Below are 15,068 nucleotides of genomic sequence, written 5' to 3'. Positions count from 1 at the left end.
TGAGGATGATTGCTGTCCTGAGGGGCGATCATGTCTCGTCCTGAGCGGGCGTGCGGATCTGCCGGGCGGTGACGCCGCGTTCGGTGGCGATGACGAGGACACCGTCCGGTGAGAGGGCGGCGCCGGTGATCGGGGTGTCGGACACCAGGGTGGTCAGCACCTCCTCGGTTGCACGGGCCCGGACCCGCAACGCGTCGGCGCCGTGACGCAGGCCGAAGGGCGCGGCGGCCAGGGCCTCCTCCGAGAGCGGTACGACGTGTGACGGGTCGGCGTCGAGATACTCCGGGGTGAGCAGGTCGTGGAGGAGGAGCGCCGGACCGGAGCCATCGGCCGGGCCGGGCAGCGTACGGGCGCCCGGGGTGGTTTCGGGGACGAGGAAGGCGGCGACGGGGCGGGGAGCCGCGTCATCCGTGTCGTTCCCATAGTTCCCGCCGTCCCTATAGCCCTCACCGTCCCCATCGTCCCCGCCGTCCCCATTGTTCTGGGGAAGCGAGCCGATGGTCACCGCGCGTACACCGGTCAGGGGTGCGCTCCAGAGCGTGCGCCACGGCAGGTCGAGGCCCAGCTCGTGCAGTGCCTCCGCGTAGGGCATCAGCCCGTCCTCGACGAAGGCGGACTCCAGGTACGCCGCCCGCATGACGGCCGGTGCCTGCGTACGAGTGAGCAGCGGAGCGGTGCGCAGATACGTACGGGCGGGAGCGCCCAGCTGCTCCAGGGGTACGGCTTCGACGGCCGCCTGGAGTGCCGCCGGGTCGGCGTGCGCGAACAGGCCCGGGTCGGTGAGGAGTTGGGGGAGCAGGCCGGCTTCGAGGGTGTGTGCCGCGAGGTGGTCGCGGATGTACGGGTCGGCGCGGGACCAGTCCTGCTGGGGCACCGCCTCCAGCAGCGCCATCGCGATCCTGGTCTGGGCGTCCCGGACGTCCGGCAGACCGGAGCGGATCTCCTCGGCGATGCCGGGGTGTGCCAGGCGCAGCAGCGGGCGGCCGCCGTCGCCACCGGATCTCGGCGTGTCTCCCGTGGCCCCCTGGATGAACGGGCCCGCCAGCGGCAAGCCGTCGGCGACGGCCTGGTTCATGTCGCGGCCCGCTACGGCGGTCGCCAGCGGCGCCAGCAGCTGGACCGGCAGCCCCGCACCCTCCGCGAAGGCGAGCGGTGCGAGCACCAGCCGCAGGGTCTGCGGATCGGCGCCCAGGCGGCGGGCGTGCAGGTCGAGTGCCTCGCCGACGCTGCCCGGCAGCGGAGCGGCGGCGTCCGCCGGATCCGACGGATCGAAGCCACCGGGCTGGGCGAGCAGCGACCGCACGGCCAGCTGGAGGGTGAGCCGGTTGCCGGCCGCCCGCTCGGCCAGCACCTCGGCCAGCGCCCGGCGGACTGCCGGGTCGGTGGTGCGGGGGAGGGGGTGAGGGAGGTCCGGCGCGCCGTTCGCGGGGTCGAGGGCGGTCTCGGCGTGCAGTACCAGGCCCTCGGGGTCGGCCCACTCGGGGGCGTCCAGATCGATGATCTGCGCCTGTCCGTGCGGCAGTGCCCCGGCCAGTTCGGCGGCGAGTTCGCGGGGTACGTCGGCGAGCAGCTGAACCGTTTCGGTGGCGGCGAGCGGCGTGAGCACGTCCCGTACCAGGCGGGCCGGCTCGTGCGCGGCGCGTACCGGACCGGCCCGGTCGACGTCCGGCACCACGATGCTCACCGGCTCCGCACGAGTGGCGAGTTCGGTGAAGATGTCTTCACCGTGAAGGCCGAAGTGTTCGGTGAGGAGCTGGAGCACCTGTGCCGCGGTGCGCCCCCTGGGGCTCGGTACGGCGGGTGCCGGCAGGTCCGGGGGCACGGTGGCCGGGTCCAGGTCGTCCAGCGGCAGCTGCTTGCGGTACTCGGGATCGCAGAGCATCAGGAAGCCGGTGACCAGGCGCGAACGCCCACTGCCCGGGTTCCCGGTGAGCACGATGACGCGCGGTGCGCCGGGCCAGCGCATACGCCACGCCGCGAGGGCGCGGAGTGCGGCGGTGCGGCCGCCGAGGTAGGGATGCGGTGCGTACCCGGCGGCCGGTGCGGCGACGCTTCTTTCGTCTGCGGCACTGCTTCCGTTTCCGTCGGCGGCGCTGCTTTCGTCAGCGGCACTGCTTCCGTCGGCGGCGCTGCCTTCGTCCGAGGTGCTCATGTTTTCTTGTCCCCCATCGATCCGCCGCATGGGGCGAATGCGGTGCGTGTTGTCCCTGTAGCCCGTTGCGATAGTTATGGAGAATTCGGGATTGATGTGCTCAAGGCGAGAGCGAGAAGGGCGCAAACCTGCCCGAATTCTCCACGTAAACAGGTGAATTTGCTACGTGTGTCAGCCCCGGTGGCTGCGGCCGCCGCCGCGTCGCGAGCCGGTGACGATGTTGAGGGACGGGCCGTCGCGCTCGGCGCGCTCCTCGGCCTCCTTGGTCTCCTGCTCCTGCTGCCAGGCGGCGAACTTCGTCCGCGACTCCTCGCGCTCGGCCATCGTCTGGTTCTCCGCGGCCCGTCGCATCTCGCCGAGCCGGTCCCCGATGGCGTCCATGTAGCCCGGTGTCTGGATGGCCTCCTTCATGCCGATACGGCCGGCCAGCACCTCCTGGGCCATCTCCTGCAGTTTGCCGCCCACCTTGGGGTTGTCCGCCAGGACCTTCAGGGCCTTGCGCAGCCGGTGCGCCTGCTCCGGATCCTGGGCGACGTCCATCAGGTCCTCGTCCCGGATCTCTCGCTCGTTACTCATCTCAGTCCCCCTAGGGCGTCATGCGCAGCAACCGCGTGTGCCGCACCGGCGTCCTGAGTCTAATGACGGGTGCGAACGGGTCGTCAAGGTGGGGTTGTCGGTATTGCCGGGTATTGCTGCATAGCCAGGTATTCCTCCTTATGCATTCCGAGTCCGGCCGCGGTCTGCTCGGCGGCGGACTTCCGGGCTATTGCGGGTGTGCTAGACCTGAGGCGATGTGGGCAGGCAGCTGTCATTCAATTCGGGGAGAAAAGATGTCCGACGACGTCCGGCTCAGTACTGATGAGTTGCACACACTCGGTGCGACCTTCGGGATACACGCGGAAGAACTGAGCCGGCAGCTGGCCGCATTCAGACGACGGGCGGATGCCGAGGCGCTGCGGGACGGATTCGGCAGCGAGGAGGCGTCCCGGCCGTTCCGCGAGCTGTACGAGCAGGCCGAGCGGGCCCTCGTCCAGCTGCAGCAGCGGCTCGCCGACGTCGGCGGTGACATCAGGGAGACCGTCGCCAACGCGCAGGCGGCAGAGGACGAGCTGGTCGAGATCATGCGGAGCGTCAAGTGAGCGAGCGACGCAACCCCGAGGCACTGCACGCGGCGGCGGCCGGCTGGCGGGCGATGGGCAAGCACCTCGACGGCATGGTCCGCGAACTGGACCGGCATGTCGGCACCGCCGCGGCGGCCAACTGGCACGGTCCGGCGGGCGAGGCGTTCGCCGCGGAGTGGCACCGCCTCAAGGGGGCCGTGGACGAGTCGCTGCCGGCTTTCGAACTGGCCGCGGCGGACCTGGAGACCGCCGCCGCGCAGCCGGACGGAGGCGGGGACGGTCACGACGGCCAGGACGGCGAGAACGGCCAGAACGGTCAGGGCGGCCCGGACAGCAGTCAGGGGCACGGCGCGCCGCCTGCGCGGGACCCCGGCGGCTCGTCCTCGACCCCGTCCGGCAGCAGCGCCGCCTACGGCTTCATGGCGCTCGGCCAGCTCGCCAATGGTCTGGGCGCCGCACTGGGCCGGAACGGCGGCAAGGGCGGTGGCCAGAGCCAGGCTCCGCTCGTACGGCACCGCTGGGACACCTCCACGGCCGCGCCGGGGCCCGACCCGTTCGGGCCGGTCCAGCCCGGCGAGGCCAGGACGCGCGGCGGCGAGGGCATCGCCAAGGGCGTACGGACCCAGCCGGCCGGCCCGGAGACGCCCGAACAGCCGGAAGGCCCCAGCGAGCCGGAGGGCGCTGGGAAGCCGGAGAGCCCTGAGGCAGCGGACGGCCCCGGGAAGCCGGCGCAGGGCGCGGGGCCCACGGCCCCCGACACCACCCGGCACGGCGCTTTCGGCTGACCGGAGCCCGACAGGCGGAGGACAGAGCCCGACGAGACGGCGGTAGAGCTCGACGAGACGGCGGTAGAGCCCGACGAAACGGCGGTGGGGCGCCCCCTGAGAGGAGCGCCCCACCGCCGTCGTGCACCCGGCCCTTGGCCGTACCGACTACCGACTACCGGCTGCCAGCTACCGACTACCGGTTACCGGCCAGGCCGCCACCGGTCACTGCCCCTGGCCCGGCAGCCAGCCCGTCTGGACCAGCTGTGCACCCCGCTTGCGCGTGATGAACGTGGCCCGTCCCGGTGTCAGCGGCTGGCCCTTGATGTTGCCCATCAGCGGGCCCTCGCCCGGGTCGGCGGAGAGGATCAGGCCCTGCGCACCGAGCTCCTTGGTGCGCTGCATCACCGGCTCGAACGAGGACCGTCCGGCGCCCGAGGAGCTGCGCGCGATGATCAGGCGCAGACCCACGTCACGCGCGAACGGCAGGTACTCCACCAGCGGCTGCAGCGGGTTGCCGCTGCTGGTCGCCACCAGGTCATAGTCGTCGACGATGACGAACGCGTCCGGCAGGTCGTACCAGCTGCGGTTGCGCAGCTGCTCCGGTGTGACGTCCGGTCCGGGCATCCGGCGGCCCAGCGAACCGGCCAGTCCGCTGATGACCTCCTGGAGCTGCGGGCCCGCGGCGCAGTACTTGTAGACATGGCTGTCGGGGAGCTCGCCGAGCATGGCGCGCCGGTAGTCGCCGACCACCATGAGCGCCTTGTCGGTCGGGTACCGCTCGGCGATCTGCTTGGCCAGCAGACGCAGCAGCGACGACTTCCCGGACTCGCTCTCGCCGTAGACGACCAGCAGCGGGTCGGTCTCGAAGTCGATGAACGCCGGCGACAGCGTGGTCTCGTCGACACCGATCGCGATGCCGTGCTCCGGGTAGTCGCCGCCGTTGGGCAGCTCGTTGACGTGCAGCATCGTCGGCAGCATCCGCACCTTGGGGGCGGGCTCGCCCTGCCAGTGCTCCTTGACCGTCGCCACCAGGTTCGCGATGCCGTCGCTGATCGTCTCCGGGTCGCTCATCCCGTCCAGGCGCGGCAGCGCCGCGAGGTAGTCGAGCTTCTCCGGGGACAGACCGCGGCCGGGCCGCCCCATCGGGACGTTCTCCGCGCGCTTGCGGTCGAACTCCGACTCCATCGGGTCGCCCAGGCGCAGCTCCACACGGTTGAGGAGCTGGTCGCGCAGCGCCGGCCGGACCTCGGTGTAGCGGGAGGCGCCCAGGACGAGGTGGACACCGAAACCGAGACCGCGGGCCGCGATGTCCAGTATCACCGGGTCCAGCTGCTCGTAGTCGGTCTTGAACGTCGCCCAGCCGTCGATGACCAGGAAGACGTCGCCCCACTTCTCGTCGGGGAAGGCGCCCGCGGCCCGCCGCTGGCGGTAGGTCGCGATCGAGTCGATGCTGTTGGCCCGGAAGAACTCCTCGCGCTGGTTGAGGATGCCGACGACCTCGGCGACCGTACGGCGGACCTTCTCCGCGTCCAGCCGCGAGGCGACCCCGCCGACGTGCGGCAGGCCCTCCATCGTCAGCATGCCGCCGCCGCCGAAGTCGAGGCAGTAGAACTGCACTTCGGACGGGGTGTGGGTGAGTGAGAACGCCGCGATCGTGGACCGGATCAGGGTCGACTTGCCGGACTGCGGACCACCCACGACGAGGCCGTGACCGGCACCGGCGGAGAAGTCCAGGTACATCACGTCGCGCCGCTGCTCGAACGGCTTGTCCACCAGCGCGACCGGCACCACGAGCTTGCCGAGCGCGGTGTACTCCGGCGCGTGCACACCCCGCTCGGGGGTGACCGCGAGGGCCGGCAGCAGCTGGTTGACGGTCGGCGACTCGTCCAGCGGCGGCAGCCACACCTGGTGCGCCGGCGGGCCCTGGCCCTGCATCCGCTGGACCATGACGTCCAGCACGGTGTCGGCGAGCGCGTCGTCGATCTCGGGCTCGGCCGCCTCCACGACCGGCTCCTCGATGATCTGCTCCATGACCGGGGCCGCGGTGAACGGCACCGGCATCCGCATCGACCGGCCGCCGTTGCCGCCGCGGCCGTTGCCGCCGCCCGGACCGCGGTACGTACCGGAGACGTACGCGGCCTTGAACTGGACCATCGTCTCGGTGTCGTACTTCAGGATGCCGGAGCCGGGGACGTTCGGCAGGTGGTAGGCGTCGGGGACGCCGATCGCGGTACGGGACTCGGCCGCGGAGAACGTCCGCAGACCCAGCCGGTACGACAGGAACGTGTCCAGACCGCGCAGCTTGCCCTCCTCCAGGCGCTGCGAGGCGAGCAGCATGTGCACACCCATCGAACGGCCGATCCGGCCGATCTGGATGAACATCTCGATGAAGTCGGGCTTGGCGGCGAGCAGCTCGGAGAACTCGTCGATGATCATCACCAGCGACGGCAGCGGGTCCAGCGGGGCACCCGCGGCACGCGCCTTCTCGTAGTCGGTGATGTTGGCGTAGTTGCCCGCGGAGCGCAGCAGCTCCTGACGGCGCTGGAGCTCACCGGTGATCGAGTCGCGCATACGGTCGATCAGCGTGGTGTCGTCGGCGAGGTTGGTGATGACCGCCGCGACGTGCGGCATCTCCGCCATACCGGTGAAGGTGGCGCCGCCCTTGAAGTCGGCGAGGATGAAGTTGAGGGTCTCCGAGGAGTGCGTCACCGCGAGCGCGAGCACCAGCGTGCGCAGCACCTCGGACTTACCGGAACCGGTCGCACCGACACACAGGCCGTGCGGGCCCATGCCCTGCTGCGAGGCTTCCTTGATGTCCAGCATGACCGGCTGGCCGTCGCGGTCGACGCCGATCGGTACGCGCAGCCGCTCGGCCAGCGTCCGCGGCCGCCAGGTACGCGAGACGTCCAGGGAGCCGGCGTCGCCGATGTTGAGCAGGTCGGTGAAGTCCAGGTTGGACAGCAGCGGCTCCTCGCCGTCCGCGCCCGAACCCGCCCGCAGCGGGGCCAGCTGACGCGCCAGCGCCTCCGACTCGGCGATCGACAGGGTGTCGCAGACGCCGTGGTAGACCGCGCCGCCGGCCGACTCGAGCACCAGCTTGCCCGGCGACACCTGGATTGCGAGACCGCCGCGGATCTCGTCCAGGTCGCCCGGTACGACCTCGATGATGGTGACGCCCTGGAGGCCCTCGGCCCCGGCGATCACCGAGTCCATCGGCACCTCGCCGCCGTCGAGCACGATCACCACATGGGGGGTGTCGCTGACCGGCGTCCCCTGCGGGCTGAACCGCCCGCGGCCGTCCAGCTCGTCCGCCAGCAACTCCTCGATCTCACCGAGGTCGCCGACGACCAGCCGGCGGCTGCCCGCGCCGTCCGTGGTCTTGTCCTGTACGTGCGGCAGCCACTTCGTCCACTCCCACTCCGCCGCCGCGCCGGGCGCGGTGACGACCGCCACGGCCAGGTCCTCGGGGGAGTGCAGGGTGCACAGCTGGGCGATGACGGCCCGGGACGCGCCGTAGACGGTGTCCGGGTCACCGGAGACGGTGAGGTGGTAGAAGGCGCGCAGCGAGACGGCGAGCGGCAGGTCGTCCAAGTGCCCGTGCTTGTCGAGGAACTCCTTCATCGCATGCGCGGTGAGCGGCTCCAGCTCGTCGACCGGGGCGGTCTCCGGGGCCTTCAGCGGGGTGGCCAGCTGCTGCGGCCCGAGCCCGAGGCGTACCTGCCCGAAGTCGGGGTCGCTCGTGCGGCGCTCCCACACGCGCTTTCCCTCGGCGACGACGGACCACAGCTGGCTCGGATCGGGGTGGGTGAAAAGCTGCGCATCCCGCTGTTTACGGGCGGTGCGCCGCACTTCCTTTCGTTTCTGCGCAAGGTACTTGAGGTAATCCTGGCGCTCCTGAAGCATTTGTCCGGAAGGACCTTGCCGCGCCTTGACGATCTGCAAGATCGCCATTGCCAGAGTGGACGCCACCATAAAGCCGCCCATGATTTTCATGAACGGCTGGTTGCCCATGAACAGGAAACCGGCGGAACCGGCCATGCCCATCATGGGCATAAAGGTCATGAAAAGGTTGTCCGGCTCGCCCTCGCGGGGCAGCTCGGGCGGCGCCTCAAGTGTCACCTCCTCCGAGGGGACTTCGGGTGGCAGCGCGCGGGGCGGGCGCTTGACGATGACAACGCTCACCGAGGCATCAGTCCTTCATGCATGTCGCAGTCTCGGACCGCCCCCGTTGGATTCGACGGTCCCCCCGGGCCAAGTGCGCGGCCCGAACCAGGCGTTGATCCTACTGTCAACCGTCAAGTCTCGGGGTGGGTGGGGCGGCCGCCGAATTGGACGGTACGCTGACGCCTCGCGAGCGTGCCACGGCCCCGAAGTGACGGCCCTATATATACGGCGCGCGAAGCGACAAAACGCCCAACGGATAGGGGGAACCGCCAGGTGAGCACGAGCACGGGCACCGGCTTTTGCCGGGTCACGGTCGCCGCGCCGGACGCACGGATCGACGTGGCTCTGCCGGAGGATGTCGCACTCGTCGACATTTATCCGGAGATCCTGCGGCTTTCCGGGCAGTCCCAGGCGGAAGGCGCACCCACCGGCTACCACCTCGTACGCCGCGACGGTACGGTCCTCGACGCCGGGCAGTCACTCGCCCAGCAGCAGATCCTCGACGGCGACCTGCTGCTGCTGAAGCCCTTCGCCGAGTCGCTGCCGCTCCCGGTCTTCGACGACGTCTCCGACGCCGTCGCCTCCGCGGTCAAGCGCAACCGCAGCCGCTGGAGCGACGACCTCATGCACCTCGTCGGCCTCACCGCCGGTGTGCTGCTGCTCGTCATGATGGCGTTCGCGCTGTGGTTCTCGAACCCGGTCGACCGCGATATGCACCGCCTGCCCGGCATCATCGCCGGTGTCGTCGGCATCGTCCTGGTCGCGCTGGCCGGCATCCGCGCCCGGGTCTACGACGACCACGCCTCCTCCATCGCGCTCGGCCTGTCCGCACTGCCGCACCTGCTGATCGCCGGCTCCGGCATCTTCCCCGTCGAGGCCGGATCCGGCCCCGGACGGCTGCACCTCCTGGTCGGCTGTGTGACCGTACTGATCGCCTCGGTCCTCCTGGTCGTCCTGCTGCCGCGCGGTGACGCCCCCTTCGTCGCCGCCGCGTTCCTCTCCGCCATCGGCACCCTCGCGGTCTTCGCCGCGATCCTCACCGGGGCCGAGCCCCGCGAGGTCGCCGCCGTCACCGCAGTCGTCGCCATCGCCATGGTCGCCTGGCTGCCCGGCCTCTCCGCCCGCTTCGCCCGGCTGCCCATCGGCTACCGGTCGCCCGACCAGATCGCCAAGGGCGCCCTCGACAGCGGCGGCGAGACCGAGTCCGTCGACTTCATCAAGATCGGCAACCAGGCCAAGCGCGGCCACGAGCTGCTCCTCGGCCTCGTCGCCGGCTGCTCCGCCCTGGTCGTGGGCTCGGCCGGAGTCGTCCTCGGCTTCTCCGACAACATGTGGGCCCAGCTGCTGGCGATGGCCGCCGGTATCACGATCATGCTGCGCGCCCGGCTCTTCGACTACACCGCGCAGGTCGCCTGCCTCACCGTCGCCGGCATCCTCACCATCGTCCTGCTGATCCTGGGCATCACCCTGCACCCGCCGCAGGAGATCTTCGTCCAGCTGCTCCAGTACCAGGACGCCGGCCCGCTGAACATCCGCACCGTCTGGTTCTCCAGCAGCATCGCGCTGGGCGCCGCCCTCCTCGTCGGCGTCGGCCTGATCGTCCCGCGCAAGGGGGTCACCCCCTTCTGGGGCCGGATCTTCGACATCTTCGACGGCCTGATCCTGCTGTCCCTGGTGCCGCTGTGCCTGGCGGTCCTGGACGTCTACGCCACGGTGCGCGGCCTCACCGCCTAGAGCGCCTGCACCCTGAGTCGCGGCCCTCCGACCACCTGGTCGGGGGGCCGTTTCCAGCTGGTACGCTGTGTGACGGCCCGGCCGAGTCATCCAAGAATTCCCTGTGAAGCAGACCAGGGACGCTCGACGGCCCGTAACCCCGAGGAGTACCGCGTGTCGCTCGACGCCGCTACCAAGAAGCAGATCATGGCCGAGTTCGCCACCAAGGAGGGTGACACCGGCTCCCCCGAGGTGCAGGTCGCACTGCTCTCCCGCCGCATCTCGGACCTGACCGAGCACCTCAAGACCCACAAGCACGACCACCACTCCCGCCGTGGTCTGCTGCTGCTCGTCGGCCAGCGCCGCCGCCTGCTGCAGTACCTGGCGAAGAAGGACATCACGCGCTTCCGTGCGCTGGTCGAGCGCCTGGGCATCCGCCGCGGCGCGGCGGGCGCCAAGTAAGACGCCGTAGAGGGAGCGGTTCCCACCGGGGGCCGCTCCCTTTGCCATACGCGGTCATCCGCACCGGACGCCTTCGCCCTCTCACGGTGGACGGAAGCTTTGTAGTCTGGTGCCATATCGCAAAAGTGAACGCGGTAGGAGCGCCTCCTGGCCGCCGGTCCTCGGTAGTGGCCCCCGGACGATCCCTGTGACCCAGGTGTCATCACTCCGGGTGCTTCGATCGAAGACCGGCCCGCACCGGCGCTCCACCGAAGACGGTCCGCCGCCATACGGGCAGCGGACGCAGACGAGGAGATATTCCTGGTGGAGAACGAGACCCACTACGCCGAAGCCGTGATCGACAACGGCGCGTTCGGCACCCGCACCATCCGCTTCGAGACGGGCCGCCTGGCCAAGCAGGCCGCGGGTTCCGCCGTCGCGTACCTGGACGACGACACCATGGTGCTGTCGGCCACCACCGCCTCCAAGAGCCCGAAGGACCAGCTGGACTTCTTCCCGCTGACCGTCGACGTCGAGGAGCGGATGTACGCAGCCGGGAAGATCCCCGGCTCCTTCTTCCGTCGTGAGGGCCGCCCCTCCGAGGACGCCATCCTCACCTGCCGCCTGATCGACCGCCCGCTGCGCCCCTCCTTCAAGAAGGGCCTGCGCAACGAGATCCAGATCGTCGAGACGATCATGGCGCTCAACCCCGACCACCTCTACGACGTGGTCGCCATCAACGCCGCCTCCTGCTCCACGCAGCTGGCCGGCCTGCCCTTCTCCGGCCCGATCGGCGGCACCCGCGTCGCCCTGATCAAGGGCCAGTGGGTCGCCTTCCCGACCCACACCGAGCTGGAGGACGCCGTCTTCGACATGGTCGTGGCCGGCCGCGTCCTCCCGGACGGCGACGTCGCGATCATGATGGTCGAGGCCGAGGCCACCGAGAAGACCATCCAGCTCGTCAAGGACGGCGCCGAGGCCCCCACCGAGGAGGTCGTCGCCGCCGGTCTCGAGGCCGCGAAGCCCTTCATCAAGGTCCTGTGCAAGGCGCAGTCGGACCTCGCCGCCAAGGCCGCCAAGCCGGTCGGCGAGTTCCCGATCTTCCTGGACTACCAGGACGACGTCCTCGACGCGCTCACCAAGGCCGTCAAGGGCGAGCTCGCCCAGGCGCTGACCATCGCCGGCAAGCAGGAGCGCGAGACCGAGCTGGACCGCGTCAAGAACCTGGCCGCCGAGAAGCTGCTGCCGGAGTTCGAGGGCCGCGAGAAGGAGATCTCCGCCGCGTACCGCTCCCTGACCAAGACCCTGGTCCGCGAGCGCGTCATCAAGGAGAAGAAGCGCATCGACGGCCGTGGCGTGACGGACATCCGTACGCTCGCCGCCGAGGTCGAGGCGATCCCGCGGGTGCACGGCTCCGCCCTGTTCGAGCGTGGCGAGACCCAGATCCTGGGCGTCACCACCCTCAACATGCTCCGCATGGAGCAGCAGCTGGACACCCTCTCCCCGGTGACCCGCAAGCGCTACATGCACAACTACAACTTCCCGCCCTACTCCACCGGCGAGACCGGCCGCGTCGGCTCCCCCAAGCGCCGCGAGATCGGCCATGGTGCCCTCGCCGAGCGTGCGCTGGTGCCGGTGCTGCCCACCCGCGAGGAGTTCCCGTACGCGATCCGTCAGGTCTCCGAGGCCCTCGGCTCCAACGGCTCGACGTCCATGGGCTCGGTCTGCGCCTCCACGATGTCGATGCTGAACGCCGGTGTGCCGCTCAAGGCCGCCGTCGCCGGTATCGCCATGGGCCTGATCTCCCAGGAGATCGACGGCGAGACCCACTACGTCACCCTCACCGACATCCTCGGTGCGGAGGACGCCTTCGGTGACATGGACTTCAAGGTCGCCGGTACCAAGCAGTTCGTCACCGCGCTGCAGCTCGACACCAAGCTGGACGGCATCCCGGCCTCCGTCCTGGCCGCCGCCCTGAAGCAGGCCCGCGACGCCCGCCTGCACATCCTGGACGTGATGAACGAGGCGATCGACGTTCCGGACGAGATGTCCCCGAACGCGCCGCGGATCATCACCGTCAAGATCCCGGTGGACAAGATCGGCGAGGTCATCGGCCCCAAGGGCAAGATGATCAACCAGATCCAGGAGGACACCGGCGCCGACATCACGATCGAGGACGACGGCACGATCTACATCGGTGCCGCCGACGGCCCGGCCGCCGAGGCCGCCCGCGCCACGATCAACGGCATCGCCAACCCGACCATGCCCGAGGTCGGCGAGCGCTACCTGGGCACGGTCGTCAAGACCACCACCTTCGGTGCGTTCGTCTCCCTGCTCCCGGGCAAGGACGGCCTGCTGCACATCTCGCAGATCCGCAAGCTCGCCGGCGGCAAGCGCGTGGAGAACGTCGAGGACGTGCTCGGGGTCGGCGCCAAGGTCCAGGTCGAGATCGCCGAGATCGACCAGCGCGGCAAGCTCTCCCTGATCCCCGTGATCGAGGAAGAGGACGCCGACAAGAAGGACGACGCCGACAAGTGACGTCCCGTACGCACAGGACGACGGCCCGCCCCTCCCAGGAGGGGCGGGCCGTCGCCCGTACCCAAACGCTTCTCAAGGGCACCGCCGGCGCCGGCACGGTCCGCCGCACCACCCTCCCCGGCGGCCTGCGCGTCGTCACCGAGACCCTGCCGACGGTCCGCTCCGTCACCTTCGGGATCTGGGCGCACGTCGGCTCCCGCGACGAGACCCCGTCGCTCAACGGCGCCACGCATTACCTGGAGCACCTGCTCTTCAAGGGCACCGAACGGCGCAGCGCGCTGGACATCTCCGCCGCCATCGACGCGGTCGGCGGCGAGATGAACGCCTTCACGGCGAAGGAGTACACCTGCTACTACGCAAGGGTGCTCGACACCGACCTCCCGCTCGCGATCGATGTCGTCTGCGACATGCTCACCGGTTCGCTGATCGAGGCCGAGGACGTGGACGCCGAGCGCGGCGTCATCCTCGAAGAGATCGCGATGACCGAGGACGACCCCGGCGACTGCGTGCACGACCTGTTCGCGCACACCATGCTCGGCGACACCCCGCTCGGCCGCCCCGTCCTGGGCACCGTCGACACCGTCAACGCCCTGACGCCCGAACGCATCCGGCGCTTCTACAAGAAGCACTACGACCCCACCCACCTCGTCGTCACGGCCGCCGGCAACGTCGACCACGCCAAGGTCGTCCGCCAGGTCCGCCGCGCCTTCGAGCAGGCCGGGGCCCTGCACCGGACGGACGCCACCCCGATCACCCCGCGTTCGGGCACCCGCGCCATCCGCACCGCGGGGCGGGTCGGGCTGCTCAACCGCCGGACCGAGCAGGCCCATGTCATCCTCGGCATGCCCGGTATGGCGCGCACCGACGACCGCCGCTGGGCGATGGGCGTCCTGAACACCGCCCTGGGCGGCGGCATGTCCTCCCGCCTCTTCCAGGAGGTCCGCGAGAAGCGCGGCCTGGCCTACAGCGTGTACTCGTACACCTCCGGCTTCGCCGACTGCGGGCTCTTCGGCGTCTACGCGGGCTGCCGTCCCAGCCAGGTGCCGGACGTCCTCAAGATCTGCCGGGACGAACTGGACCACGTGGCGGCGCACGGCCTCAGCGATGACGAGATCCACCGTGCGATCGGCCAGCTGCGCGGATCCACCGTCCTCGGCCTGGAGGACACCGGCGCGCTGATGCACCGCATCGGCAAGAGCGAACTGTGCTGGGGCGAGCAGATGTCGGTCGACGAGATGCTCACCCGGATAGCGGCCGTCACCCCGGACGAGGTGCGCGAGGTGGCCCGCGACATCCTGGGCCGGCGCCCCTCGCTGTCCGTCATCGGCCCCCTCAAGGACCGCCAGGCGGCCCGCCTGGACGACATCGTCGCCTAGACGGTTCTCCGGACGGGACCTCTGGAGGGACTTCTGGACGGACTTCCTGCACAGGCCACGGTCCACAGGCCGCAGGGCCGCTCCACCCCCGCCCCTTCGCCGTACCACCGAACGAAGCCGAACGAAGGACTGGAAACGATGAGCAAGCTGCGCGTGGCCGTACTCGGAGCCCAGGGGCGCATCGGCTCCGAGGCCGTACGGGCCGTCGAGGCCGCCGAGGACATGGAGCTGGTGGCCGCCCTCGGCCGCGGCGACAAGCTGGAGACGCTGGTCGAGGCCGGGGCCCAGGTCGCCGTCGAGCTGACCACCCCCGCCTCGGTCATGGGCAACCTCGACTTCTGCGTGCGCCACGGCATCCACGCGGTGGTCGGCACCACCGGCTGGACCGACGAACGCCTCGCGCAGCTGCGCACCTCGCTCGCCGCCGCGCCGGAGACCGGCGTGCTGATCGCCCCGAACTTCTCCATCGGCGCGGTCCTCACCATGCGGTTCGCCCAGCAGGCGGCGCGCTTCTTCGAGTCGGTCGAGGTCATCGAGCTGCACCACCCGAAGAAGGCGGACGCCCCGTCCGGCACCGCCGCCCGCACCGCCCAGCTGATCGCCGAGGCCCGCCGGGACGCCGGCTGCGCCCCGCAGCCGGACGCCACGGTGACGGCCCTGGACGGCGCGCGCGGTGCGGACGTGGACGGTATCCCGGTCCACTCCGTGCGCCTGCGCGGCCTCCTCGCCCACCAGGAGGTCCTGCTCGGTGGCGAGGGGGAGACCCTCACCATCCGCCACGACTCCCTGCACCACA

10 protein-coding genes are annotated in these 15,068 nt (G+C 70.4%); 7 read left to right on the top strand and 3 right to left on the bottom strand.

Annotated elements, in window-relative coordinates; translation table 11 throughout:
• Window positions 1–28: 28 nt before the first annotated feature.
• Both AZE13_RS25960 and AZE13_RS25955 read right to left on the bottom strand, forming a co-directional pair.
• Window positions 29–2,152, bottom strand: coding sequence for an ATP-binding protein (locus tag AZE13_RS25960; RefSeq protein ID WP_258527998.1), 2,124 nt, complete (start codon window positions 2,150–2,152; stop codon window positions 29–31).
• Window positions 2,153–2,323: 171 nt separating this feature from the next.
• Window positions 2,324–2,728, bottom strand: coding sequence for a hypothetical protein (locus AZE13_RS25955; protein WP_066936844.1), 405 nt, complete (start codon window positions 2,726–2,728; stop codon window positions 2,324–2,326).
• Between the two features lie 254 nt (window positions 2,729–2,982).
• Between AZE13_RS25955 and AZE13_RS25950 the strand changes: the two genes are divergently transcribed.
• Complete coding sequence (locus AZE13_RS25950) at window positions 2,983–3,291, top strand: hypothetical protein (RefSeq protein ID WP_066936841.1); 309 nt, start codon at window positions 2,983–2,985, stop codon at window positions 3,289–3,291.
• On the top strand, window positions 3,288–4,058 hold the full coding sequence (locus tag AZE13_RS25945) for a WXG100 family type VII secretion target (protein ID WP_066936838.1): 771 nt from the start codon (window positions 3,288–3,290) through the stop codon (window positions 4,056–4,058). Before AZE13_RS25950 ends, AZE13_RS25945 begins: the two co-directional genes overlap by 4 nt.
• A 204-nt stretch (window positions 4,059–4,262) precedes the next feature.
• Here AZE13_RS25945 and eccCa read toward each other — a convergent pair whose 3' ends face one another.
• Complete coding sequence (gene eccCa, locus AZE13_RS25940; RefSeq protein ID WP_066936835.1) at window positions 4,263–8,222, bottom strand: type VII secretion protein EccCa; 3,960 nt, start codon at window positions 8,220–8,222, stop codon at window positions 4,263–4,265.
• A 255-nt stretch (window positions 8,223–8,477) separates the two neighbouring features.
• Between eccCa and eccD the strand changes: the two genes are divergently transcribed.
• The 5 genes from eccD to dapB all read left to right on the top strand — a co-directional run.
• Window positions 8,478–9,938 carry a type VII secretion integral membrane protein EccD gene (gene eccD, locus AZE13_RS25935; protein WP_066936832.1) on the top strand — a complete coding sequence of 487 codons (1,461 nt, stop codon included), beginning with the start codon at window positions 8,478–8,480 and terminating at the stop codon, window positions 9,936–9,938.
• 153 nt (window positions 9,939–10,091) lie between these two features.
• Entirely contained in the window at window positions 10,092–10,379 is a 288-nt protein-coding gene (rpsO, locus tag AZE13_RS25930) for a 30S ribosomal protein S15 (RefSeq protein ID WP_030414166.1), read from the top strand.
• A gap of 303 nt (window positions 10,380–10,682) precedes the next feature.
• Entirely contained in the window at window positions 10,683–12,896 is a 2,214-nt protein-coding gene (locus tag AZE13_RS25925) for a polyribonucleotide nucleotidyltransferase (protein ID WP_066936829.1), read from the top strand.
• Window positions 12,893–14,272, top strand: a complete 1,380-nt coding sequence (locus AZE13_RS25920; protein WP_066936826.1) for a M16 family metallopeptidase — start codon at window positions 12,893–12,895, stop codon at window positions 14,270–14,272. Before AZE13_RS25925 ends, AZE13_RS25920 begins: the two co-directional genes overlap by 4 nt.
• A gap of 138 nt (window positions 14,273–14,410) precedes the next feature.
• The coding region (dapB, locus tag AZE13_RS25915) for a 4-hydroxy-tetrahydrodipicolinate reductase (protein ID WP_066936823.1) at window positions 14,411–15,068 on the top strand (658 nt) is incomplete at its 3' end.

This window comes from Streptomyces sp. NBRC 110611 (assembly GCF_001590865.1).
Classification (GTDB): domain Bacteria; phylum Actinomycetota; class Actinomycetes; order Streptomycetales; family Streptomycetaceae; genus Streptomyces.
Note: the sequence above shows the minus strand (reverse complement) of the source record. Positions and strands in the feature narration are given on the sequence as shown.

Coding starts and splice junctions, on each gene's coding strand:
- AZE13_RS25960 (WP_258527998.1), bottom strand. CDS start 2,152: ATGAGCACCTCGGACGAAGGCAGCGCCGCCGACGGAAGCAGTGCCGCT.
- AZE13_RS25950 (WP_066936841.1), top strand. CDS start 2,983: ATGTCCGACGACGTCCGGCTCAGTACTGATGAGTTGCACACACTCGGT.
- AZE13_RS25955 (WP_066936844.1), bottom strand. CDS start 2,728: ATGAGTAACGAGCGAGAGATCCGGGACGAGGACCTGATGGACGTCGCC.